At 71.0% G+C, this 24,706-nt stretch carries 12 protein-coding genes, 1 tRNA gene and 1 pseudogene; 4 read left to right on the top strand and 10 right to left on the bottom strand.

Annotated features, from left to right (window positions below; translation table 11 throughout):
- Nucleotide 1: 1 nt before the first annotated feature.
- The 4 genes from GGE06_RS09100 to GGE06_RS09085 all read right to left on the bottom strand — a co-directional run bounded on the left by GGE06_RS09100 (nt 2) and on the right by GGE06_RS09085 (nt 7,416).
- Nucleotides 2-3,337, bottom strand: a complete 3,336-nt coding sequence (locus GGE06_RS09100; RefSeq protein ID WP_184930475.1) for a glycoside hydrolase family 2 protein — start codon at nt 3,335-3,337, stop codon at nt 2-4.
- A gap of 49 nt (nt 3,338-3,386) precedes the next feature.
- On the bottom strand, nt 3,387-4,433 hold the full coding sequence (locus GGE06_RS09095) for an ABC transporter permease (RefSeq protein ID WP_116157010.1): 1,047 nt from the start codon (nt 4,431-4,433) through the stop codon (nt 3,387-3,389).
- Nucleotides 4,430-6,022: a sugar ABC transporter ATP-binding protein gene (locus GGE06_RS09090; protein ID WP_184930474.1), complete on the bottom strand. Its 1,593-nt coding sequence runs from the start codon at nt 6,020-6,022 to the stop codon at nt 4,430-4,432. The genes GGE06_RS09095 and GGE06_RS09090 overlap by 4 nt, the downstream gene beginning before the upstream one ends.
- 341 nt (nt 6,023-6,363) lie before the next feature.
- Nucleotides 6,364-7,416, bottom strand: a complete 1,053-nt coding sequence (locus GGE06_RS09085) for a substrate-binding domain-containing protein (RefSeq protein ID WP_093877955.1) — start codon at nt 7,414-7,416, stop codon at nt 6,364-6,366.
- A 549-nt stretch (nt 7,417-7,965) separates the two neighbouring features.
- Here GGE06_RS09085 and GGE06_RS43645 point away from each other — a divergent pair.
- The gene (locus GGE06_RS43645; protein ID WP_184930473.1) at nt 7,966-8,934 is read left to right on the top strand and encodes a helix-turn-helix domain-containing protein; all 969 of its coding nucleotides are present in this window, start codon (nt 7,966-7,968) and stop codon (nt 8,932-8,934) included.
- Between the two features lie 649 nt (nt 8,935-9,583).
- On the opposite strand, the gene GGE06_RS09075 is transcribed toward GGE06_RS43645, so the two are convergent.
- From GGE06_RS09075 to GGE06_RS09055, 4 genes are all read right to left on the bottom strand, one after another.
- Nucleotides 9,584-10,426 (bottom strand): NAD(P)H-binding protein, encoded by an 843-nt coding sequence (locus tag GGE06_RS09075; RefSeq protein WP_184930472.1) that lies wholly within the window; start codon nt 10,424-10,426, stop codon nt 9,584-9,586.
- 17 nt (nt 10,427-10,443) lie between these two features.
- Nucleotides 10,444-11,373 (bottom strand): ScbA/BarX family gamma-butyrolactone biosynthesis protein, encoded by a 930-nt coding sequence (locus GGE06_RS09070; RefSeq protein WP_184930471.1) that lies wholly within the window; start codon nt 11,371-11,373, stop codon nt 10,444-10,446.
- 125 nt (nt 11,374-11,498) lie between these two features.
- The gene (locus tag GGE06_RS09065) at nt 11,499-12,974 is read right to left on the bottom strand and encodes an FAD-dependent oxidoreductase (protein WP_116157015.1); all 1,476 of its coding nucleotides are present in this window, start codon (nt 12,972-12,974) and stop codon (nt 11,499-11,501) included.
- 545 nt (nt 12,975-13,519) lie between these two features.
- A complete protein-coding gene (locus tag GGE06_RS09055) occupies nt 13,520-14,434 on the bottom strand; it encodes a transposase family protein (protein WP_181924830.1) in 915 nt (304 codons plus the stop codon).
- A 416-nt stretch (nt 14,435-14,850) separates the two neighbouring features.
- Here GGE06_RS09055 and GGE06_RS09050 point away from each other — a divergent pair.
- Together GGE06_RS09050 and GGE06_RS42325 are read left to right on the top strand one after the other, a co-directional pair.
- Nucleotides 14,851-14,924, top strand: a tRNA-Met gene (locus GGE06_RS09050).
- Between the two features lie 103 nt (nt 14,925-15,027).
- Nucleotides 15,028-15,324, top strand: a pseudogene (locus GGE06_RS42325) (IS5/IS1182 family transposase); the annotation flags it as partial.
- A gap of 303 nt (nt 15,325-15,627) precedes the next feature.
- Here the strand turns inward: GGE06_RS42325 and GGE06_RS09045 are convergent.
- Together GGE06_RS09045 and GGE06_RS09040 are read right to left on the bottom strand one after the other, a co-directional pair.
- On the bottom strand, nt 15,628-16,545 hold the full coding sequence (locus GGE06_RS09045; protein WP_116157017.1) for an SCO0930 family lipoprotein: 918 nt from the start codon (nt 16,543-16,545) through the stop codon (nt 15,628-15,630).
- 255 nt (nt 16,546-16,800) lie between these two features.
- Nucleotides 16,801-18,384, bottom strand: coding sequence for a hypothetical protein (locus GGE06_RS09040; RefSeq protein WP_116157018.1), 1,584 nt, complete (start codon nt 18,382-18,384; stop codon nt 16,801-16,803).
- A gap of 160 nt (nt 18,385-18,544) precedes the next feature.
- On the opposite strand from GGE06_RS09040, the gene GGE06_RS09035 reads away from it, so the two are divergent.
- On the top strand, nt 18,545-24,631 hold the full coding sequence (locus GGE06_RS09035) for a beta strand repeat-containing protein (RefSeq protein ID WP_184930470.1): 6,087 nt from the start codon (nt 18,545-18,547) through the stop codon (nt 24,629-24,631).
- Nucleotides 24,632-24,706: the final 75 nt, after the last annotated feature.

The following is a 24,706-nucleotide window of genomic DNA, read 5'->3' as shown; positions in this document are numbered from 1 at the left end:
GTCAGGTCGTCGCGAACGTTCCCAGCCGCAGCGAGACCGCGCCCGTCGTCCCGTCGACGACCCGCACGGTGGGCCGGTAGTAGTCGCCGCCCCCGTAGCCGAAGTCGGGATAGTTCCAGTGCGTGTCGACGAACAGGGCCCGTGCCGCCCCTGTGGTGGCCGACAGGGCCTGGAACGCGTCCACGAGCGGGAGGATGCCTGAGGAAGAGGGGTTCTTCTCTCCGGTGACGACCAGGCGGATGGTGTGCCGCCCCTCGGCGAGGCCCGTCTTGCGGTAGACGACCTGCTGGTACTGCTTGGCGGGTGCGTACTGGTCGACGGTGGTGTCGAGTCGCCCGTCGATGAACACGTCGATCAGGCCGAGGTTGGAGCCGTGACCGCCGAGCCACTCGACGCCGGTGCCGTCGAAGCCGAACTCGCACCAGTCGCCCGCGGTGAACGAGAAGGACTCGGTGTCCCCGAAGTCATCGTGCGTCCACCCCTCACCCCGCGCATGTGTCCATGCGCCCTGGTACGTGATGCCCGGGTCGCCGTCGTCGACCCACCGGGGCGGGGTCCGGTCGACCCGGGCCGCGACGCTCCCGTCGGACTCGACGCGCACGCCGGTGCCGTCCGGGCGGGTCAGCGCGAAGGTGTGGACGGCGGAGCGCAGGGCGCGGAAGTCGTTCGTCTCCCGGCCGGCGTCGTCCTTCCCGTAGAGGAAGTACGAGTGGGTGTCCTGCGACCAGCTCCATCCGGGCCGTTCCCGGTAGGCGGATCCCGCGTGCTGCGGCACCGCGAGCGCGGTGCCCACGGGCCGGCCGATGTGGTCGTCCGGGTACACCGACCAGAGGGAACCGGTGCGCCAGTCGATGCGGTCGGCCCCGTCGGGGGCGCCGAAGCGCACGCCGAGTTCCTTGTAGCCGCTGTCCGGCTGCCCCGGCGGGGCCTTGACGATGGTGTACGTCGTGGTGAGCAGTCCGGTGCCGTCGACCGTGACGTCGAAGACGACCGGACTCGCGCCGTGGCTGCCCGAGATCGTGACGACGGTGGTGCTCGCGTCCTTCTGGCGCACGCTGATCGACCCGAAGGTCCAGGGCGGCAGATATCCGCCGCGGACGTGCAGGTGCGGGCCGTCGGTGAGCACGGTCGTGCCGCCGTACTCCGCCCGGGTGATCAGGCCGGTCGTCCTGCTGAAGGCGACGGAGAAGCCGGCACCGGTCAGTGTGAGGCTCGTGTCGCTCTCCTCGACGGCGGGCGCGGAGCCCGCGGGGCGGGGCGGGGCCGGTGCGGCGACGGGTCCGATGGGCAGGGCGTAGGAGTCGACCAGCCGTTCCCGGTCGTCGAGGAAGTCGAGTGCGAGCACCTCGCCCTGGGTCCAGGAGCGGTGAGGGATGCTGAGCTTGCCGCTCGCTCCCGGCTTGAGGTCGATGCCGGGCATCGTCCCCTGGGCGCCGCCCACCCGCCAACGGACGGTCAGCTCCGACAGGTTCGTGAAGTCGAACCAGTTGGAGACCGGAACGGTGAGGGGGGTACGGGCCCGCTGCCCGAGCAGCGGCGCGTCGGGGACCCGGACGGGCGAGTACGCCTTCTTCGCCAGCCAGTACTCCGGCTTCTGCCGCCGCCAGATGTCGACGAGGCCCCATTCGGCGGTGCCGGAGACCTCTCCGGGGAGCGGGAACACCTCGTCGACCCCGCCCCAGATCGCGCCGCCGACGACCCCGTACGTGTCGTGGACCTTGGGCCAGAACCGCGAGATCGTCTCGCCCCAGAAGGTGCGGACGCCCGGGTCGGTCCTCAGGTCGTCGACGTTGTACGCGGGCAGGTGGGCGTACTCGTCGTAGAGCGAGGGCTTGGCGGTCTCGCCGCCCAACTGGCCCTTCACGTCCGGGTAGTGGGCGGTGAAGATGTCGTAGCTCGCGCCGGTCGAGTACGTCTCGGCGTGGCTGTAGACGGCGGGCCGCGAGGGGTCGGCGGCCTTCAGGTAGTCCCACTGGGCCTGCGGATTGGCGCCCCAGCCGATGTTCTCGTTGCCCATGGACCAGATCAGGACGCAGGCGTGGTTGCGGTCCCGCTCCACCATCTCGGCGAGCTGGCCGAGCCAGTCCGGCTTGAACGCCGGGTCGTCGAGGAGGTCGTCGTGACCCTGCTGGTTCACCCAGCAGACCGCGGTCTCCTCCTCCACGTACATCCCGTACCGGTCGGCGGCGTCGAGCAGGGCCTCGGTGGGCGGGTAGTGGGAGGTACGGATGAGGTTGACGTTGGCTTCCTTGAACAGGCGTACGTCCTGCTCGTCCCAGCGGCCGGTGGCGCCCCGGCCCATCGTCGGGCTGACCTGGTGGTGGGCGACACCGCGCAGCTTGACCTCCCGGCCGTTGACGAGCAGTCGCTTGCCGTCGACCTCGATCTGCCGGAAGCCCACTCTGCGCGTCACGGTGGACTCGGCGCCCTCGGGCCCCGCCGTCAGTTCCAGGGTGTAGAGGTTCGGGTGTTCGGCGTCCCACTTGAGCGGGGCAGTGACGGCGATGTCGTACTGCGCGGGTCCGCCGGGGGTGAGGGAGCGGCTGAGCACCTCGGCTCCCGCGGGGTCCCGCAGGACCAGCCGCACCGGCAGTGCGCCGGCGCCCGCCGGGGTCAGCCGGAGGCCGAGGACCGCGTCGCGGTATCGGGTGTCGAAGGTCGTGGACACGTGGACGCTCGACAGATGTCCCGGCGGCAGGGCGATCAGCCGTACGTCGCCGAGGATGCCGCCGATGCGGTGGCGGGCGTAGAAGGTCTCGTACGACAGGTCCTGCCAGCGGTCGGTGACGCCGACGGTGACCCACGCCTCCGTACCCGGGGTGACGTGGTCGGTGATGTCCGCCTGCCAGCTCGTGAATCCGCCGCGGTGGTCGCGGACGTGGGCCCCGTTCACCCAGAGCCGGGCGTCGCTGTACACCCCGTCGAAGCGCAGGACGATCCGCTGCCCGGCGAAGTCGGCGGGCACCGGGACCTTGGTCCGGTACGCGAACTCCTTGTCCTGCGGCACGTCCACACCCTGCATGGCGGGCTCTCCGGGCACCTCGACCCGCGGCCAGCCCGAGGTGTCGACGTCGTCGCGCCAGAACTCCGCGGGCGGCTCGGTGGAGATCGACCAGCTGCCGTTGAGGCTCAGCACCGGCTCGCGCACACCCGCGACGGTGTCGGGCACGGGTGTCAGGGTGACCGTGGGCTGCGGCAGAGCGTCTGCCGGGGCCCCCGCTCCCGCTCCGTCGACGGTCCCGGAGGCCGCCGCCGTGGTCGCGGAGCCCAGCGGGCCGGCCACCACTCCCGCCACGACGGCGGTTCCTGCCATGAGGAAGGTGCGTCTGCGCGTCAAATCTCCACTCCTTGTGAGACGGGGGTGTTCCTGCCGGGTCGCGGTCGCCTCAGGTGGGGAGGCCGATGCGGCGTTCCTTGTTGCGGCGCTGCTGGATGACGACGGCGATGACGAGCAGCGCGCCCTGGGCGACGTTCTGCCAGAAGGTGTTGATGCCCTGGACGGTGAGCCCGTTCTCGAGGGCGCCGAGCAGGGCGACCGCGAGCAGGGTGCCGCCGATGCCGCCCTTGCCGCCCTTGAGGGCGCAGCCGCCCAGTGCGGCGGCGGTGATGGCCTTGAGTTCCAGGCCCTCGCTGCCGGACACGGGCTGTCCCGATCCGGTGCGTGCGGTGAGCAGGACGCCGGCGACGGCCGCGACCACGCCGCACAGGGAGTAGGCGGCGATGAGGTACTTGTTGATGGAGATGCCGGCGAGGCGGGCCGCGGTGTCGTTGCCGCCGATGGCGTAGAGGTTGCGGCCGATGTCCGTGTAGGTGAGGAGGACGTGGACCGCGAGCGCGACGACGGCCAGGATCCAGATCATCACCGGCAGTCCGGCGATCTTCCCGCGGCCGAGGAAGACGAAGACGCTGTCGTTGAGGACGTAGCCCTGCGCGCGGCCGTCCGAGACGAGCTGCGCGATGCCCTTGTACGCGGCGAGTCCGGCGAGCGTCGCGATGGTCGGGTTGACCCGCCCGTACACGATGATCACACCGTTCAGTACGCCGGCGAGCACGCCGACGCCGAGGGACGCGGCGATGCCGACGACGGCGCTGGAGCCCGTGGAGGTGAAGGCCATGGCGCTGACGACGGAGGCGAGTCCGGCCTGGGAGCCGACGGAGATGTCCAGCGCGCCGCAGATGATGACGACGGTCTGGACGACGGCGAGGAGCCCGACGAGGGTCGCGGCCTCGCCGATGACCTGCATGTTCGACCAGCTGAGGTAGTTGTCGTTGAGCGAGCCGAACAGCGCGAGCACGACGACGAGGGCGCCGATCAGGCTGAGGTTCTGCCCGCCGACCGCGGCGATCCGGAACCGCCGGCCGGGCGCTGCCGGTGCCAGTGCCGGATCGCCCTCCGTCCGGTCCGGGGCGAGGGAGACGGTGGTGTCGGTCATCGGAGTGCTCCAGGCATGAGGGCGGGGGTGCTGAGGTCGTCGGCCATGGCGAGGCTGAGGATGGCCTCCTCGGTGGCCTCTGCCCGGCTCAGTTCGCCGGTGATCCGGCCGTTCTGCATGACGGCGACACGGTCCGCGAGGCCGAGCACCTCGGGGAGTTCGGAGGAGATCACCAGGAGGGCGACGCCGCTGCGGGCGAGGTCCGCGATGATCTGGTAGATCTCGGCCTTGGCTCCGATGTCGATGCCACGCGTGGGCTCGTCGAGGATCAGCAGCCGGGGTGTGCGGGCCAGCCAGCGGGCGAGGACCACCTTCTGCTGGTTTCCTCCGGAGAGCTTCCCGGTCTCGTGCTCGATGGAGGGCGTGCGGACCCGCAGCCGGTCGGTGTACTCCTGCGCGACGGCGCTTTCCTGACCTCTTCTCACGAACCTCAGACGGCGCAGCCGTTCGAGGCTGACGAGTGAGGTGTTGTCCCGGATGGATCGCTGGAGGAACAGTGCCTGGGCCTTGCGTTCCTCGGGGGCGAGCCCGATACCGGCCCTGATGGCGTCCTTCGGGTTGCGCAGGGAGAGACGCCGGCCGTTCATGCTGATGCTGCCGGAGCGGATCGGGAGGTCTCCGGCGATCGCGCCGGCCAGTTCCGAGCGGCCGGCGCCGATGAGTCCGGCGAGGGCGACGACCTCACCGGCCCGGATCCGGAGGTCGACGCCGGTCACGTCGTCGGTGGTGACGTCGTGCAGTTCGAGGACGACCTCGTCCCGTGCGACGTCCTGACGGACGAAGAGCGAGGACAGGTCGCGGCCCACCATGAGGCGGACGACCTCCTCCTCGTTCGTCGCCGCGGCGTCCAGCACCCCGGCCACCGCACCGTCGCGCAGGACGGCGACCCGGTCGGCGAGCCGGAAGATCTCCTTCATGCGGTGCGAGACGTAGATGACGGCGATGCCTTGGGCGCGGAGGCGGCCGATGAGCGCGAACAGCGCCTCGACCTCGTGCTCGGACAGCGAGGAGGTGGGCTCGTCGAAGGCGATGATCTTGGCATCACCGGTCAGTGCGCGCAGGATCTCGACCAGCTGACGCTGGGCCGGGGTGAGCTCCGAGCCGAGTGCGCCGGGGTCGATGACCTTGTCGAAGCCCAGCCGGGCGAGGTCGGCCGCGACGCGGCGCCTCAGCTCCGCACGGTCGAGGACGCGTCCGCGCTTGCGGGGCAGGGAGCCCGCGTAGACGTTCTCCGCCACCGAGACGTGCGGGATGATCTCCGGTTCCTGCGGGATGATCCGGATGCCGGCCCTGATGGCGTCCTGAGGGGCGGCGAACGCGATCGGCTCGCCGTCGAGGAGGACACGGCCCTCGGTGGGCTGGTGGTCACCGGTGAGGATCTTGAGCAGGGTCGACTTGCCCGCACCGTTCTCCCCCATCAGCGCGGTGACCTGCCCCGCGGGGAAGTCGAGCGTGACGCCGCCGAGCGCCTGGACGGTCCCGAACCGCTTGGCGATGTTCTCGACGGTGATCACCGCGCCGCGGCGGTCGGCTCCGGGGCGGCCGGTGGAGGGTGTGGGCTCCGGTGGTTCGGCGCCGGATCTGTTCATGGGTGGCCTCGCAGGCTGGAAGCGGGTCGGCTTCGGCGTGGGCAACGGGGTGGAGGGTGTACACGGCCGAGGGGTGGCCGGGGGGCGGGGCGCGGCTCTCTGCGCGGGGCCCGACGCAGCGACGGCGGGGCCGGCGGCGCGAGAGGAGGGGGGCCTGTGTGGCGGTCCGGCGGACCCACCACACCGGGCGCACCTGGAGCGTCGGGCAGCCGACCGGACGTCGACCGTCAGGCCGGCGGTCGACCCGGCGGGGAGCCTCAGGCCAGCCGAGCGGACGGGGAGGCTCAGGTCAACCGACCGGAGGAGGCGCGCCGGTCAGGCGACCGGCGCACGGCGCCGGTTCAGCTGCACGTGACCCCGGAGGCCTTCCAGTCGGCGGCGTCCACCATCTTGGTCGGCGCGAACGCCTCCTTCGGGAACCCCTTGCCGTTCTTGAGCCTGTCGTACATGGTCTGCACAGCCAGGGCGCCGACGTCGGCCCCGTTGATGAACAGGGCGGCCTTCATCCCGGACGGCTTGCCCGAGCTCCAGTTCTTGCAGGCCAGGTAGGCGCCGAGGCCGACGCCGATGACGTCGGACGCCTTGAAGCCGGCGTTCTCCAGGGCGGTGACGCCACCCTGGACGTTCTCGTCGTTGCAGCCCCACACGATCCAGTGCTTCACGCCGGGGTTGGCGGTGACGGTCGCCGCGATCTTGTCCTGGGCACCGGTCGGCGTGTTGTCCGTCGGGACCGCGATGTTCTTCACGTCCGCGCCCGCGCCGTCCTTGAAGGCCTTCTCGGCGGCCTTCACCCGGTCGGTGCAGACGGTGACGTCCTGCTTCCAGGCGGAGACGGTACGGGTGTCGGCGGCGTTCCAGCCGGCCTTCTTGAACTCCTCGGCGGCGCGCTTGCCGACCTCGCCACCCATCTGGGCGCCGCTGAACCCGATGCGCGGCACCAGGGCCTCGGGAGCACAGGCGGACGGGTCCGGGCCGGTCGTGCAGATCTGGTCGTCGGAGGTGAGCAGCGCGACCTTTCCGTCCTTGGCGGTCTGGGCGAGCTGGGGGCCCACCGCGGGGTCCGGGACGACGACGATCAGGCCGTTCGTCTTCTGCGCGATGGCGGACTGCACCTCACTGATCGTCTTGTTGGCGTCGTTGCCCAGGTTGACCACTCTCAGGTCGATGCCGAGCTCCTGGGCCTTCGCCTTGGCCCCCGCGGCCTCACCGATGAAGTACTCCTGGTCGCCCTGCTTCTGCAGATACGTCAGGGAGATCTTCCCCTCGACCTTCGCGGTGTCGTCGCCGCCCGGCTTCACGGTGTCCTGGCCACTGGAACACGCCCCGAGCGCCAGGGTGACGACCGTTCCCAGAGCGACGGCTGCGGCACGTCGGCGACTGCGATGAGTGGACATGGAATTGCTCCTTGAGAGACGGCTCGAGAAACGCACGGGGGTGCGCGAACGGCAACACATCGCCGAACTCACGCGAAATCAAAAGGCTCGTGTCATCCCTGCACGCGCTTTCCGAGTCCGGGAGGCGACGCTTGTCCCGTCGGCGGAAGCCACCCCGACAACGGATCAACTTCGCACATGGTCGAACACAATGACCCAGTAGTCAACATGAACGTTCGCAACATGTTTCCCTGGAAAGGGAGTTGGTGATCCAAGGTCGCCTGACGTCGAGCACCGGGCCGCAGCGGACACCGGGCCGCACAAACGGACGCCGTAAGGGACGCGGGCACGCGAAGTCGCACGACGCCGCTCTCACAGGAAGCCTCATGTCGGGAAATGTTCAAGTGGCATGAGGCGCGGGCGATCAGTCGTGCCGTACGCAGAGTGTGCGGGGAACCGGCGTGAAACCGAAGCGTCCGTGGTGTCGGATTCCGGCATGGCGGAAAGAGGACAGGCCTCGCCCGTGGAGGACCCCACCGACTCCCGCGCGGCTCGTGCAATAGTTTGAACGTGTATTCACTTCAAGGCATTGGCATCAGTGCGACTGCCGAGGACGTCTATCTCTCCCTCGTCGAGCGCGGCCCGACGAGGCCGGCCGAACTCGCGGACGTCCTACGTGTGAGCGGGCACGCCATGAGCGCGGCCGTCGTCGAACTCACCGGCCTCGGCCTGGTGGACCTGGACGGCGCGGGGCTCGTGGCCCACCCTCCGCGTGCCGCGCTCGACGCCCTGGTGGAGAGCCGGGCCAAGGAGCTCGCCACGTTGCGCAACGGTGTCGAGGAGCTGACCCGGTTCTGGCACGACCATCACGCCCAAGGCGCCGGCTACATCGAGATCATCCGCACGGAGGCCGCCCGCACCGCGATCGGCCGACGGCTGTACGACGAGGCCACCGAACAGATCCGCGCCCTCACCATCGGCTACACCGGCCGGTCGGCACGCCCCAACAAACTGGCACCGGGCTGCGAGGAGGCACTGTCCCGCGGCGTCAGGACCTCGGTCGTGTACGGGTCCCGGGTCCTGCGGGACAGGCTCGCCCGGGAGGCCGTCCAGACCTCCATCGACCTCGGTGAACAAGCGCGTGTCTTCACAGAGGTCCCTCTGAACATGGGCATCTGCGACGACCGCTTCGCCCTGGTGGCTCCCCCGGCACGCGACTGGGACCGCCGTCACCACATCGTCGTGCGGCGGTCGGACCTCCTCGACGCGCTGATCGGTGTCTTCGACTCGTACTGGCAGATCGCCGTCCCGCTGCCCAACGCCGTCGACACGGCCGACGACCACCGCGCGGCTCCCACCGCCGAGACCCGACAGCTCCTCACCTGTCTCAGCGGTGGTCTGACCGACGAGTCGATCGCCCGCGAACTCGGCGTCAGCGAAAGGACGGTCGGCCGCCGCATCACCCGCCTCCAGGAGCTGCTGGGCGCACGAACACGCTTCCAACTCGGCGTCCAGGCGAGCCGTCGCGGCTGGCTCTGAGGCCGAAAGCCCCCTCCCAACCCTCGCCCTCGCCCCGCTTCTACCCACGGCAGGAGATGCGGGAGAACGCCACGGGCTCGCCGCCGAAGCGCCCCGAGCGCCATCCGGACCATTCCCGGTCCACGAAAGCAATTCGACCGCCACGAGCGGCCATGTCCGCAGGTCAAGGGGGCCACGCGTCGTGTACCACCAGCACACGAAGAACCTGCTGGTCAGCTACTCGCCGAAGAAGCTCGGATTCTTCTGAGCGTCTCTGGCGAGGCGCACCAGGCGCCAACTGTCCGGCGGCCGTCCGGTTCACCACTGGGGACAGCCGTTGCGGGCACGGCTCTGTAGGTCCCGGAACGTCGAGGCGAAGCTGTCGAGATGGGCCACTGCGGCAGCGGCGAAGTCCCTCACCACGGTGCTGGGATGGACCTGCAGCTTCTCGGCGGGGACGCACAACACTGGCCGGGTCGGTGAACAGGCCGCAGCGCTCACTCGGGGAGAGGGTGGAAGGCGCCGTCACGGCTTCACTCAGCCGGGACGCGCGACCGTGGAGGTCCTGCGCCCTCCCGCCCGCGTATCGACGGAGGCACCCGCCCGCGCCTGCTACGCCGTCCCGCCGCACAGCCTGACGGTCCTGCCCTCCGCCGGGCCGGCGGACCGGTCAGGCGAACGCCTGCGCGTGGTCTGCCGCCCAGGTGTCGAAGGTCCGTGCGGGTCGTCCCAGTACCGCGGGCACCGCGGAGTCCACCCGTGCCTTCGCGCCGGCCTGTTGGCGCCCGGCGCTGTGCAGCAGCGCTTCGGCGATCGCCTCGGGATGGCGGTCCAGCAGTGCGGAGCGGGCTCGCTCCGGCCCGAGTTCCTCGAAGCGCAGTGGTCGCCCCAGGACCTTCGAGAGCACGGTGGTCTGTTCGAGCGCGGTGACCGCCTCCGGACCGGAAAGCGCGTGCACGCGGCCTTCCTGCCCGTCCTGTGTCAGGGCGTGCACCGCCACCTCGGCGATGTCGCGCGGGTCCACGCAGGCGTTGGCGGACTCCCCGTAGAGCGCGCGCACGACGCCCTCGGAACGGATGGCCGGTGCCCACGACAGCGTGTTGGACATGAAGGACCGGGGGCGCAGCAAGGTCCACGCCAGTCCCGATTCCCGCACGGTCCGCTCGCTCTCGCGCTGCCAGCGGGTGATGAGGTCGTCCGCCTCCGGATCCTCCACGGCGGCCGCGGAGAGTTTGACCAGGTGCCGTACGCCGCAGGCCCGGGCCGCTTCGATGAACCGCGCGTCGTCCTCCTCCGCCACCCGGTTGGTGACCAGGAAGGCGGCGTGGACTCCCGTGAGCGCCCGGTGGAGGCTTTCGGGGTCCGTGAAGCCGCCGCGGACCACGGTGACGGCGGGCCCTTGGGCGGTGACGAGTTCGGGCCGCCTCGTGAGGATGCGCAGCGGGCGGGCGGGGGCCAGCAGGCGGGCGACCTCCCGCCCCACCGTGCCGGTTGCTCCGGTGACAAGGATCATGTCTGCGTTACCGTCCGTCAGCAGGTGGGAAGGGCCGAGGAGAGCTCGGCTAGGAACACCGCGCCGTCGTCCTGGCTCCCCGTGATGGTGATGCCGGTCGTTCCGGCGCGCGATGTGGGCAGGGCGTGGGCCCGTATCCAGCAGGGGGTACCGAACTCCGCGTAACGCTGGAAGCTCATGCGTCCCGAGGAGGGGACGAACGGCTGGGACGGCGTCCCCAGTTCGGCCGCCTGCCTGGCTGCTTCGAGGAGCAGCATCCCGGGCACGTGGTCCTTCTCGCCCTGGAACAGGATCGGGTGCCTGGTGTCGACCCGCAGCTGCCACATCCGGTCCTGCGGCGTGGGCGAGAGCAGGACGTCCTCCGCGCACGACCGGCCGACGAGCGAGGCCGTCACCGGAGGTGTCCGCGGGACCTCGAATCCCGGGACGGCACGGTCGCCCCGTATCCGCCGGTAGGCCTCCGGGCCGACGATCCGCCCCAGGATGGCGCCCGTGGACACGACCGATCCCGCGCGGCGCACGACCATGTCGACCCTGAGCTGGGAGACGTGCCCACGGGCCCGCTTCACATCACAGACCACCTGCACCTCCACCTCCCCGGGCCCGTCGTCGATGGCGAGCCGGTTCATGTGGCAGGTGAACTGCAGCTCCGCCAGGAGGAAGTGGTGTCCTACCGGAACGCCGTACCCGGCGTGCAGCACGAGCAGGGTGGCCTGGCGCATGGTCTCGGTGACGAGCAGCGGATCGTAGCGGTGCCCGTGTACCGGTATGAAGTAAGGGTGTTCACCGGGCCAGTGGGCGATGACCGAGTAGTGGTCGTCCCGCGTCCGCGTCCAGCTGACCGGGAAGGCGTCGGCCTCCCTGGCTCGATGCAGCTGAGCCAGTGACGCGGGAAACGGCCCGCTGGGCGACCGGAGGCTTCCCTCATCGATCGTCGTCGTGTTCATGAAATCCCCCGTGGTTTTCGGCGGCGGCGACAGGCGAGCCGCGCCCGAAACAAGATCCAACCAGACGGATGATCTTTTACGCCGACCAGGTCGCTACTTGACGAGGAGATCCACGTCACCGGCTCCTACCGGGGCTCGCCGAACCACAGGCGCAGTGCGTCGGTGAGGTCACCCGCGTCCGGCGCCCAGGCGATGTGGCCGTCAGGACGCACCAGCATCGCCTCGCACGGGAGGGCGGCATCCGGTGAGGCGACGACGGTGTTCAGCACATGGGCCCAGCCCCGGGCCGACTTGCCGTACGCCGCAGCCCGCTCGCCGGACAGGAGAAGCAGAGGCCGGCTGTCGGGCAGCAGCCCCGTGACGTCCTGCGGCTCCGCGCCGTCCCTCACCGCGACGTTCTCCAGGAACCGCCCCTCCCACCGGGAGGCGAAGCCCGAGCGAACCGGGTACACCGTCTCCTGCGCGCTGATCAAGTCGCCCACGTGCCGCCGGGTCTGCTCCAGCGTCAGCAGCTCGGCGACCATCGCGCGGAGCGGGTCGAGTTCAGGGGCGGGACGCATCAGCGTCAGCTGGACGCGAGTGTTGTCGATGACCCGCTGCGCGGCCGGCCTGCGCTCGTCGTCGTACGTGTCGAGCAGCCCCTCGCCCGCCGTTCCACGCACGGCGTGGGCCAGCTTCCAGCTCAGGTTGAGCGCGTCGACGAGTCCGGTGCTCAACCCCTGCCCCCCGATCGGGAAGTGCACGTGTGCGGCGTCCCCCGCCAGGAACACGCGGTCCTTGCGGTAGTGGCGCACCAGCCGGGTGAAGTCGCTGAACCGCGTCACGGAGAGCGCATCCTCCATCGGGATGTCGTATCCGGCGATCCGGGACGCCTCGTCCCGCAGTTCCCGCACAGTCGCCGGTGTCCCCCGATGGGGATGGGGCCCGTCGCAGTCGAGCGTGCGTACGAGGGTGTGCCCGTCGGGAACGGGCTTCGTGATGACCCAGCCCCGCTCGGTACGGCACCAGCCCCGCGGCGCCTTGTCGGGCTCGGTCAGCCGGACCAGGCCCATCATCGCCGAGACCGTCGCGGGGTGGGTGTCCTCGGTGAAGCCGGCCTCCCGGCGTACGGTGCTGCGCGCGCCGTCGGCCCCGACCAGGAAGCCGGCGCTGTACGTGTGCTCGCCCCCGGGACCTTCGGCCACCACTTCGACCCCGTCGGGCCCCTGGCGCAGCGCGGTCACCCGGTGGCCGCGCAGCACGGTCACCCCGCGATCCCGGGCCCGTTCCTCGAACTCCCGCTCCAGATCGGCCTGTGCGCGCTTGAGGACGGGCTCCGGTTCGGCCGCGGGAACCGTGATCGTCAGCCCGGGCATTCCGGCGAAGTGGAACTGCTCGGTCACCGGAGCATCCGAGAACCGCGGCAGCCCGAGGTAGCCCCGCCGGGCCAGCGCCTGCACGGCCCTGGCGTGGACGGTCCCGGCCTTGGGCTGACCGGATGTCGCACTCTTCTCCTCCAGCACCACGGCATCGATCCCGTACGCCCCCAGCTCGGCGGCGATCAGCATGCCGACCGGCCCGCCTCCGACGACGACTATCTCGGTGTGCGTAGTGGTGCGCATGACAGGTTCGCTCCTCCGCCGGTCGATGTGTGCAGCGGTTGCGGGCCATTTCCTCGTGGTTCAGGCCGATCCGCCGGGCCTTCTCCGGGACTCCCGTTCGGCCTTCATGATCGAATCTAGTACAGCAGTGCCGCTGCGCGTGGTGGTCACGGCCATGCGTCACCCAAGGGATACGGGCGGCCCGGCCCGGTGACCTCGGAGGCCGGCCCGAAGCGGACCTCCCGCGACACCCTTCAGGGCCTGATCCGAAGACAGATCTTCGACATCGTCTTCACGGTCCCGATCGGGTATGCGCCGACCGAGGACTCCATCGACAGAACGATCGCGTCCGCGCCGGACTTGCCTGGACAGGAGTCCCGAAGCCGATCTGTCCCGCGAGGGCCGGCTGCCTGCAGGTGGCCCTCGCGGGCAAATTCGCCGTAGGGGAAGGCGAAGTAGGAATGGCAGGACTGCTCGGGCTGCCGGCGCGCAACGGGACTCGGGTCGCTCCTAACGAGCTGGTGCGTGATAGCAGTGGAGACGTGTTTGCCTGATCGGGGTCGTGGTCACACGTTGGCGGTACGGTCGGAGACGAGGCCGGCGATGGCCCGGTAGGTGTCAGGCAAAGCTTCGCGTCGGTGGGTCCACCGGGTCAGCTGCTTCCAGCGTTTGTGGTCGGCGAGCGCGTGCTCGACGGTGATGCGCTTCGATGAGTGTCGGTGCCGGGCTTCTTCTCTGGCGGCGTGCACGTGCGGGAGGGCAATCTTGTTCGGCTTCCTGGGGGGTGTGACCGCCTGGCCGGGGTGGTCACGTCTGAGGCCGAGGTATCCGTCGTCCAGAAGCACTTCCACGGCTGGGAAGTGCTGGAAGCAGACGGCGATGCCTTCGTTGCGTGCGGCGGTCGCATCGTGCATCCGGCCAGGTCGCAGGGCATCGGTCCAGAGCGTGCGGCCCTGGTGGTCGGCGATGACGGTGGCCTTCATGGTGTTCTGCTTCTTCTTGCCCGAGACGAACGCCCGGCGTCCGCCACGGCCGGCCGGAGGCCTGCGGACCTGGATCTCGGTGGCGTCCAGCCGCAGCTCGATGCCCTCGGCCTGGGCATAGGCGAACACATCTGTCAGGGTCCGAAGCCGCATACCAGGGCGGTCGGGAACCGCGCAGCCTCGTTCGGCCGGGAGCCTGCGTATCTCTCCGATGGCACGGGTGGCGGTGGAGCGGTCGACACCGAACAGCAGGGCGAGGACAGAGTGCGGCAGATCATGCCGCAGATGAATCAGCGTGGCGACCAGCCGGTCCATGAAGACCAGCTGATGCCGGGCGCCGGCCCCCGCAGCCCGCCTCCTGGCCCCGCCGCGTGCTTCATGACGGCGCCCCTCGACACCTGCCTGCCACGGCTCGGCCAACTCCTGAGCCAGACAGGCGAGATGATGCCGAGAGACCCCCGTGAACAACTGATGCGCGAGAACCGCCCGGTCGACCACGATCGTCACACCCGGATCATGCCAGCCACCAGCAACGACGTATCAGCCGCTATCACGCACCAGCTCGTAAGGGAGCTTGTTGTGACCACTCCCCCGCGCCATGTCTACGGTCTGACGCGGGCCGACGTCGACGGACAGCCCGCTTGGGCATGGGTCGGTGAAGGCTCGCTCGCGACTCTGGCATCCGACCGGATCACCGCGCGCGAGTGGGAGACGCCGCCCTTGGACCGGCAGGAGCACGAGGGACTCGTCGGGCTGCGTGAGAGCAGTTCTCGGGAGTACCGCGCCTACACCGTCACACGGTCCGGCATCGCGTGTCTGCTCGGGGCACCCGCGTTGTACAACCCCTTCCGTACGGCGCAGCTGAGCAACTGGTCTTGGTGGTGCCGTGGGTAGCGTAGTGTTGCACCTACCGACGCGGGGTGGAGCAGCTCGGTAGCTCGCTGGGCTCATAACCCAGAGGTCGCAGGTTCAAATCCTGTCCCCGCTACTGAAGTCAGATGAGGCTCGGATCCTGTGGATCCGGGCCTCATCTGTGCTGTTCTGGCGAGCACCTTCATCCGTGCTGCGACTGACGTCGCTGTCGGTTTTGGTGCACAGCGCGGGAAGCGACTCGCACGAAGGCCGCGGTCGGCAGGACAACTGTGCCCGATGACGGCGGCCACCGCGGTGCCGGCCCGGTCGTTCCCAACCCGGAACGCGGTCAGGCCGAACTACCGGCTTGGATGGAGGAGCGCAACGCTTCCCACCGCGCGGTCCGCGCCCGCGGCGAGCACACCTTCACACGCAGGAAGACGTGGAAGATCCTCCACGGCTGCCGCTTCAAAGACAAGGGCGTTCACCAGGCCATGCTGAACACCGCCCGCCTCTACAACCTCACCTTCGCCGGGGAGCGTCGCTCGTACCTGCAGAGCACCGTTGGCCCGAAGCCCACGTCCGCAACGTCCTCATGCCCGAGGCCCCGTCGAAGCCGAGTCCCTGGTGAATCGCAGCATTCGCCCCCCCCGCTGCGACGGATCGGACGCCTGCTGCCGCGTTGCAGGAGCCGACTCCCGAGTCGGTACATGGACGACAACAGAGTCCCACCCACGAGCCCATCCATCGCACCCACAGAACTGATGAAAACCTCAGGAGGGGGCGTTTCGGATGTTCTCCGAAACGCCCCCTGACCGGTCTTCCGGGAGCCGGCGCGGCTACTTGGCCAGCTTGCCGTCGGGGCGGACCGTGAACCACGTGCCGTTCACCCCGTGGCCGCTGGTGTCGCCCGGCTCCTTGTCGCCCGTATACCAGTACAGCGGCCAGCAGTCGAGAGTGAGCTGCTGGGTGCCGTCCGGGCGCTTGTACGGGATGACGAGCTTCGGGTCGATGCCCTTGAGGTCCTTCTTGTCGACGAGCCTGGCCGGCTTCCAGAGCTTGAGGCAGTCGCCCTGGCAGTTGGACTTCATCGGCCAGGCGGTGTCCTTGGTGAAGCGGTAGAGCGTACGTCCTTTGCCGTCGCGGACGATCGTGCCGAGCTTCTCGTCCTTCACCGTGGACAGGGCCGGGAGGGCCTTCGGCGCGGGAGGCTCGCTCGGCGGCGTCGTCTCCGCGGTCCCGCTCCCCGCCCCTTCCTTGGCCTTCGTGCCGTCGGGTGCGGCCGCGAACCAGGTGCCCCCGATGCCCTGCCCACGGGTCTGCCGGGGCGCTGTGTCCTTCACATAGCGGTAGAGCGGCCAACCGGCGAGCGTGACTTGCAGGGAGCCGTCGGCGCGCTTCACCGAACCGAGCAGCGCCGCGTCCAGGCCGCGGCCCGCCGTGGCGTCGTCGACGAGCACCGGAGGCCAGGTCGCGGCGCAGCCCTCCGCGCAGTTCGAGGTGGGCGGGTTCGCCGTGTCCTGGTCGAAGCGGTAGAGGGTGAACCCCGCGCCGTCCGTGACGACCGGGCCCAGCTCCTTGCTCTGCCAGACGCTCAGGCGCCCCGCCTTCGAGGGCTGCCCCCCGGTGTCCGAGGCGGCCGGGCGCTCGGGCGAGCCGGCGCCGGTCACAGCCGTGTCCGGGGAGCCCCCGCAAGCCGCCGTCAGCATGACCGCCGCGACCGTCAGTACCGCCGGAACCACAGTGAATTTACGCATGAGGATCCCTCTTTCCGAATTTCTGGCTTTCCGCATTTCCGCATTTCCGCGTTCTTGGGGGACGGTGTCGCCGCCGTGTTGCGAAGGGGCCCGCCCCGGCAGCGGGGAGGAGGTCGGCCGACTGCCGGGGCGGAGTATGTGATGCGGATACCGTTTCGGTCCGCCGCCCAGAAGCGCGTCACTTCACAAACGGCCCGTGCGGGCCGGGGGTTCAGACTCCGGGAGTTTTTCTTTTCCGTACGTGTGGCGGGGAGGTCACACCCGTCCGGTGCCCGCGCCCGCCAGCGTCTGTGTGGGGACGGTCACGCGGAGGCCGAGCACGCCCAGGTCCACGGTGCCGTCGGAATCCGCGTACCACCGCCAGTGCGCGCCGGGCACGTCACCGACGGCCAGGACGATCCAGCCGCCGCCCGCGGGCGCGGACAGGTCCGCGAGAGCCCGTGCCTCCTCGGCGGTCGGCGCGTCCTGGAGCACGATGAATCCGGTGACCTCGCCGCTTCGGGCGACCCCGCGCACCAGACCCACGCCCAGCTCCTCGGCGGCGTTGAGAACCTCCTCGGGCGCCTTGTCCCGCACCTCCGCCACCCCGCGGACCCGCACCACACCGTTGAGGCCGGGCAGTGCGCTCGCGCTCGGGTCCACCGACACGACCACCGTGCTCTGCCGGGGGAGTTCGAGGAGCCCGCGCACCAGCGCCGCCACGGTGTCCTGGGCGACGGTGAGGTCGCCGCGGATGCTGAGCGCGCCGTTGATCTGCCCGAGGTCCACCATGGCCTGCGCCCCCCGGTCGCTCACTCCGAGCCTGGCGAGGTGGGGCAGCGCCAGTGTCGGGTCGGCCGTCGGATCGCTCTCGACGACGACGGGCAGCCCGGTGCGCTCCCAGCGGTTCATGTCCAGCGCGGTCCACGGCGCGGGGGCCGTGTGGCCGCCCGACACCGAGGCGAGCAGCTTCGTGGGTTCGGCGAGCACGCTGTAGACGCGTACCGGCCGCTCCGTCTTCGCCTCCGCGCCGGCAGCGGGGATCAGCTCGCGCAGTGCCTGCCGCACCACCACCGGCGTGCGGGTGTCCGCCGCGAGCCGCCGAGCCAGCACGGTGCGCCGGCGACGGCGGAGCGCGAGCGCGAGGCCGCGTGGGAGTCGGGGCCGCAGCACACGGGCGCCCCGGGCGATCGTGGAGCCCGACGCGCGGGCGGCTCGGGCGATGCGACGGCGCGCGACGATCGCCAGGGTCAGGGCGGCGACGCCGCCGATGCCGCCGATCAGCCAGGGCAGCTGGATCCGGTTGCCGAACACGCCGAGGGATCCCGCCGTCCGGCCGGTGGCGGTACGGACAGCGGGGGCCGCGCTCTGCCCGGTGCTCGCCGACGCGTCGACGGCCGCCTCGGGCAGCACGCCGAACTCCACGCCCGGCCCCTTCGCGTCCTCCGGCAGGATCAGCGCGAAGTCCGGGACGAGCTGCTCGGGACTCACGAACACCGAGCCGTCCGGAAGCGGGCGCCCGCTGTTGAGGACCAGCACCTCCTCGAACCGGTTGCCGTCGCCGAGCGTGCGCCGCGCGATCTCGAACAGGGTCTCCTGCTGACCGCCTCTGTTCTGCGGGGCCTTGATCACGTAGTACTTCGTCAACTCCTCGGCACGTACGGCCTGAGGGAGCCGGTTCTGGACGGAGGCGAAGGCCGCGGCGGACGCCTGAGCCCGTACGGAGTCCCGTGCGTGGGCCGGTGCGGGCAGCGCCAGCGCGGCCACGGCCACGAAGCCGCACACCGCCGTCACGCGTGCCGTGGTGCGCCGCGGCGCCGTCCACCGCGCGTCGTTCGTCTTCCTCGGGGCGTCACGCATCTTTCTCGTCCTCCTCCGGCAGGGGCCTGGTGACGCGCACCGCTGGTCGCGTCGGCCGTCAAACGCACCTGACCGCGTGTCGGTTCAAACGAGCTGAACCGGATCGCGGCACGTCTCGTGAGGAGGTGCCGAATGGCTCGTATCCGGGAGGAGCTGGAAGATGGCGCGTCGGCACACCACGGGCTGGGAGGTTCTGGGGTTCGGGGAGGATCCCACCCCGGGAGACCCCGAGGCGATCAGGACTCTGGCCGGGACGTATCGGGAACTGGGCGACGGGGCGGGCGAGGCCGTCGACCTGCTGCGCGACGACGGGGCGATCCGCCGGGGCAAGGGCCAGGCGATGGACGCCCTGAAGACGCGTGTGGGCAAGGACCTGCCGGGGCTCCTGGAGAAGACCAGGGACTCCTTCCGTACGGCCGCGAGCGCGTACGACGAGTACGCCACCACCCTGACCGACGCCCAGTCGATGCTGGACCGGGCGATCGACCAGGGGCAGGAGGTGGCCGGGACCGCCGGGGCGGAGGTGCCGGCGCTCGCTCCCGACGCGACGCCGGAGCAGGCCGAGGCCCAGCGGGAGCGGCAGGGCGAGGTGGACGCGGCGAAGGAGCAGCTGTCGGCGGCCGTGGCGCTCGGCCGCGACGCCCAGCGCCTGCGGGAGGACGGGTCCCGGAAGGCCTCCGTCATCCTCGACGAGGCTGCCGAGCAGGCCATTCCGGCACGGGACTTCGTGAAGGCGTTCGGCGACTTCCTCGCGGACAACCCGCTGGTGGAGATCATCGCGGGCATCCTCGTCGCGATCGTCGCGGTGTTCCTGCCGGTCGTGGGGCTCATCCTGGGCGCGGTGCTGTTCGCGGTGTCGGTGATCCGCATGGTGTCACAAGGGAAGATCGACGCCGGCGACATCATCATCGGCCTGCTCACGCTCGTGCCCGGCGGGGTGCTGCTCGGCGGGCTCGGCAAGGTCGTCGCGGCGGCCGGGAAGCTGGCCAAGTTCGCGCCGTTCCTGGCCAAGGTGGGCAAGGGGATCGGGACGACTGCCGCGGCGGTCACGGGCGCCCTGAAGAGCTCGACGTTCGTCCGTAAGATCATCGATCCGCTGGGCAAGGGGCTCATCGGACTCAAGGCATCGCCCGCGCTGGCCCTCGGTGCCAAGTTCACGATCGACGCGGGCACCGAGTTCGCCCTGGGCTTCGTCGCGAGCGGCCTGACGGCTGTGTTCGACGGCAAGAAGTTCGACGCCGCGTCGGCGGCCAAGGGCGCTGCGCTCGGCGCGGCCACGGCCGGGGCGCTCACCGTCTTCGGCGGCACGAAGTTCGCCAACAGCATCAAGGACGCCTTCGTCACCAAAGGCAAATTCAAGAGCAACATCGGCAAGGCGTTCTCCCTGGAGAGCCTGGGTGTCGCCAACGGACAGTTCAAGCCGTCCAACGTGCTGTTCGTCGACGCCAAGGGGATGGGACAGAAGACGGGCTTCCACGGCATCAACGGCACCACCAAGTCCGACCCGTCCACGGGCGAGATCAAGACGAAGGTCACGACACCGGACGGCGCCAAGACCGAGACGAAGACCACCCCGCCCGCCCCGAAGGCCGCCGAGGCCCCTCCCGCCGACGACCTCCCCTTCGCGCCGACGGCCCCCGACGCGACGTCGACCAAGACGACGACGCCGGACGGCTTCACCTCGACGACCGTGGACGGCACGAACACCATCGAGAGCCCGGCCGGGGACACCATCACCTCGAACGGCACCACGACCACGGTGTCCACCCCGGTCGAGGGCCCGACCTTCAAGGAGAAGGCCGCAGGCGTCTTCGGCGGCGAGTTCGCGCCGTCCCCGTCGACGAAGCCCGCGCTCTCCACGGAGCTGGGTCCCGGCGGCACCTTCTCGACCTCGGGCCCCTTCGGCGGCGTCTCGAAGGACGCCGCGGGCACGACGACGTTCAGCTCGCCCGGCGACGGCGCCCCCACGCCGGAGTTCACCGTGAACAACAACACGATCACCACGCCGACCGGCGTCACCGTGACGGAGAACGGCGGCTCCACGTCGGTCGGGGGCGGCGGCGTGAACGTCGACAACCAGAACGGCGTCACCTCGGTCTTCAACAACCCGGGGGGCGGCGGCCAGCCGGTGGCGGTCCACCACCCGGCCGACGGGTCCGTCGACGTGAACTTCGGCAACACCACGATCCACGCGCCCGCGGGCCCACCCGGCGGTGGCGTCACCCTCCCGGACGGGACGCAGGTCTCCGTGGCCGCCGACGGCGGAGTGAACGTCGCCAACGGCGACGGTGGCGGCCAGACCGTCACCCTGCCCCCGCAGGGCGCGGGCGGGCCGCTCACCGTCACGGACGGCAACGTCACCACCAGCATCCCCCCGGGGGGCGGCGCGACCGTCACCACCCCCGGAGGCCTCGTCACCACCCTCGACAACACCGGCTTCACCGTGGACACCGGAGGTCCCCGACCCGACATCGTCCAGTTCAACGGCCCCGGCGGCACCCTGGACGTGACCCCGCCGGGCGGTCAGCCGCAGGTGACGGTCGGTCCCGGCGGCGGTCTCGCCACGGGCGGCATCACGACCGACGGCGCCGGTGGCGGCACGGCCGCCGGCGGGGGCGGGACGATCGCCTTCTCCCCGGCCGACATCACGCTCGGGACACCGGACGGGACGTCGTTGTCGGTCACCCCGCAGGGCACCTTCGACCTGAACCCGTCCGGCGGCCAGCCGCCGCTCACGGTCGCCCCGAACGGCGACATCGCGGTGGGCGCCCCGGGCCCCGCCGGAGTCGCCTTCACCACTCCGGACGGCGGTTCGGTCGTCACCAAGCCGGGCGGCGGTCTCGACGTGACCCCGCCGGGCGGTCAGCCGCAGGTGACGGTCGGTCCCGGCGGCGGTCTCGCCACGGGCGGCATCACGACCGACGGCGCCGGTGGCGGTGCGGCCGCGGGCGGCGGCGGGACGATCGCGTTCTCCCCGCTGGAGATCACGTTCAGCACACCGGACGGGACGTCGCTCTCCCTCAACCCCAACGGGAAGTTCAGCCTCGACGGCATCAGCCACGGCGCCGACGGCGTCACCATCGCCGGCTCCACCACGGTCGACCCGGACGGATCGGCGAGCATCGCGCACGGAGGCCAGGAGATCCACGTCGCCCCCGACGGCACCTTCACCGCCACCGACGCCCAGGGCAACCCGGTGGCACCGGCGGTCCCGCAGCCGGCCCCCGGCAGCGCCGTGGACGTCGGCAACACCACGATCTCCGTCGACGGGACGGGCGGCCACAGCGTCACCGTCCACGGGAGCAACGGCACCACCGTCACCATCGCCAACGGCACCACGACCGTCAGCTCCGGCCCCGTCCAGGCCAGTCACGGCCCGGCCGGCGTCACCGGCACGATCGGCGGCGGTCCGAACCCGGTGCAGCTGCACCAGGGCCCGGGCGGCGTCACGACCGTCAGCCAGGGCGGCACCACCGTCACCACGAGCGCCGGCGGACCCACCACGGCAGGCCCCCAGGGACAGCCCGCGGCGGTCACCGTCGACGGACCCACCGGCACCACCCCCGCGCAGGTCACCACCGCCGACGGCAGCACCACCAGCGTCCACGCCGACGGCACCGTCACCAAGTCGGCGCCCGCCGGGCCCGGCAGCCAGACCGTCACGGTCGGCGGCGCGGGCAGCGGCACCACGGTGACGGTCGGCACCGACGGCACGGCCGTCTCCTCAGGTCCCCTCCAGGCGGGACACGGCCCGAACGGCACCACCGGATCCGTGGGCACCCTCAACCCCGTCCACGTCGACCAGACTCCGGGCGGCGCCACCACGATCAGCCAGGGCGGCACCTCCGTCACCACGAGCGCCGACGGGCCCACCACGGTCGGGCAGCAGGGACAGCCCCCGTCCGTCACCGTCGCCCCCGCCACCGCGAACGGTCCGACCCAGGTCACCACCTCCGGCGGCAGCACCTCCACCCTCACCGGCGACGGCGCCCAGACGTCCGTCGGCGGCACCGGCACCGCGGGCGCCACCGTCCACCAGGACGGCAGCGTCACCACCCAGGCTCCGGCGGGCCCCCACACCACCGTCACCCACGGCCCGAACGGCACCACCGCGACCGACAACGGCGGCGCGTTCGGAGTGGACCACACCGGCACCGCCACCAGCGGCCCCGTCACCGTCACCGCCGGCACCGGAGCGGGCAACACCCCCGTGGCCACGCTCACCGACACCACCGCGGGCGGGGCCCAGGCCGACGTCGGGGCGAACGGCATCGACAGCCAGGGCGTCACCACTACCACGGGCCCGAACGGTGAGGCCACCTTCACCCACCAGCCGGCGGGCGGCGGCATCACCACCGTCTCCTCCGGCCCCGACGGGACGATCACCACACAGAACCCCGACGGTTCCAGCGTCCAGGTCCCGCCGCGCACCGCCCCCGCGCCCGGCGGCGTCGGCCCGGTGGCGGCACCGGCACCCACCACGGTCACCAACGGCAACGGCGCCACGCTGAGTACGGACGGCCAGACCGTCACGTACGACGCGAACGGCGTCACGACCACCCTCGGCAACGACGGGAACGGCCCGACCACCACCACGATCCACCACGAGTCCGGCGTCGGCCACACCATCGACGGCACCGGGCAGTTGACCGTCCACAACTCGCCGAGCGACGCCGCCATCACCGCGACCCACACCCACGTGACGGTGAACACCCCGCAGCAGGAAGGCTGGGGCCTGTTCGGCTCCCCGGAGATGACGGGCGGCCAGAACACCCTGTCCAACGGCCCGAACGGTCCCACCATCACCACGCATGGAGCCGATCCGGTGTCCGAGCCCGGCAGCACGGTCGTCCACGGACCGAACCAGGGCGGCCCCGAGGGCGAGTTCTCCGTCACGTACGGACCCGCCTCCGGCACCTTCGCCCCCGGCGGCGTCACCGGCCTCGGCCCCTCCGGCACCCACCTCGACCCCACCACCCACACGCCGATCGACACCGCGGGCAACCCCCTCGGCAACGGCCCCGGGCAGACCTCCATCAGTACCGTGGGCGGCGACGGCAACAGCGGCATCACCGTGCCCACACCGGGCGGCGGACCCACCCTGCACCACGACGGCTTCTACGGCGGCGGCACCACCGTCGGCACCGGCACCACCACCGTCTCCAAGAGCCCGGGAGACGTGGAGAACGCCGGCACCGCGGGCCAGAAGGCGGGCGTCATCGACGGCCCCCACAACCCGCTCGACCCGGCCCCCGCACCAGGCCCCGAGACCTTCACGGTCGCAGGCAACGGAAACGGCGGCCCGAGCCTGGACGTCCCCGTCGGCGGCACCGACGGCAGCACCGTCCACGGCGGCCCCTTCGACGTGAAGGCCACCGGCGGCGGCGCCTTCGAGGTCTCCGTCGCCGGCGGCGGCAACGGCCCGAACGACAAGGTCGCCATCGGCCCGGACGGCACCCTCGCAGGACCGGGCGTGGCCGCACCGGCCCAGCCCGGCGGACCCCAGCAGGTCACCCTCAGCGACGGCACCACCGTCACCGGCGGGCCGGGAACCCAGCCCGTCGTCACCCCGCCCGGCGGCGGCGGCCCGACCACCACCGTCAACAACGGCACCGCCACCACGACCGACCCGGCCGGGGGAGCGACCATCACCCAGAACCCCGACGGAACCGCGACCTTCACCGGCACCGCCGCGGGCGAGACCACCACGTTCACCGTCACCCCGGACGGCGTGACGGGCACCGTCACCACCACCGGCCAGAACGGCCAGCCGGCCACGTTCCACGTCGACCTCAAGAACAACGGCGCCGTCGAGGTCACCGACGTCAACGGCGCGACCCTCACCAAGCTCGACGCGGCGGGCTCGTTCAACGAACAGCACACACCGATCCACGACTACCACGCCAACACCGGTGGCCCCACCTCGGTCACCAGCCTCCACGAGTACGGCTACGAGGCCCTCACCAGCATCATCAAGGGCGCCGTGGGCCAGGCCGTGAGCGTCGGGTACGAGGTCGGCGCCAAGGGCGCCGACCCCCAGACCGCGCTGGAGAACGCGGGCATCAAACTCGGTTACGGCGTCGGCAATTCCCTGGCCGGAAAGAAGATCGAGAACGACTACGGATTCAAGACCAAGGGCCCCGAGGTACCCCTCGCCTCCCTTCCCCAGAAAACCCTGGGAGGTCTCAACGCCGCACAGGACACCGAGCTGGCCAATCCGCCCGAAGAAGCCCCCATCAAGGTCTGAACCGAATTCCCGAACCCTCCGTTTAGAGGGCGCGGGACCACACGACCCAGCTCCACACCATCCGACGGGAAACGG

This window comes from Streptomyces nymphaeiformis (genome assembly GCF_014203895.1).
GTDB lineage: Bacteria > Actinomycetota > Actinomycetes > Streptomycetales > Streptomycetaceae > Streptomyces > Streptomyces nymphaeiformis.
Note: the sequence above shows the minus strand (reverse complement) of the source record. Positions and strands in the feature narration are given on the sequence as shown.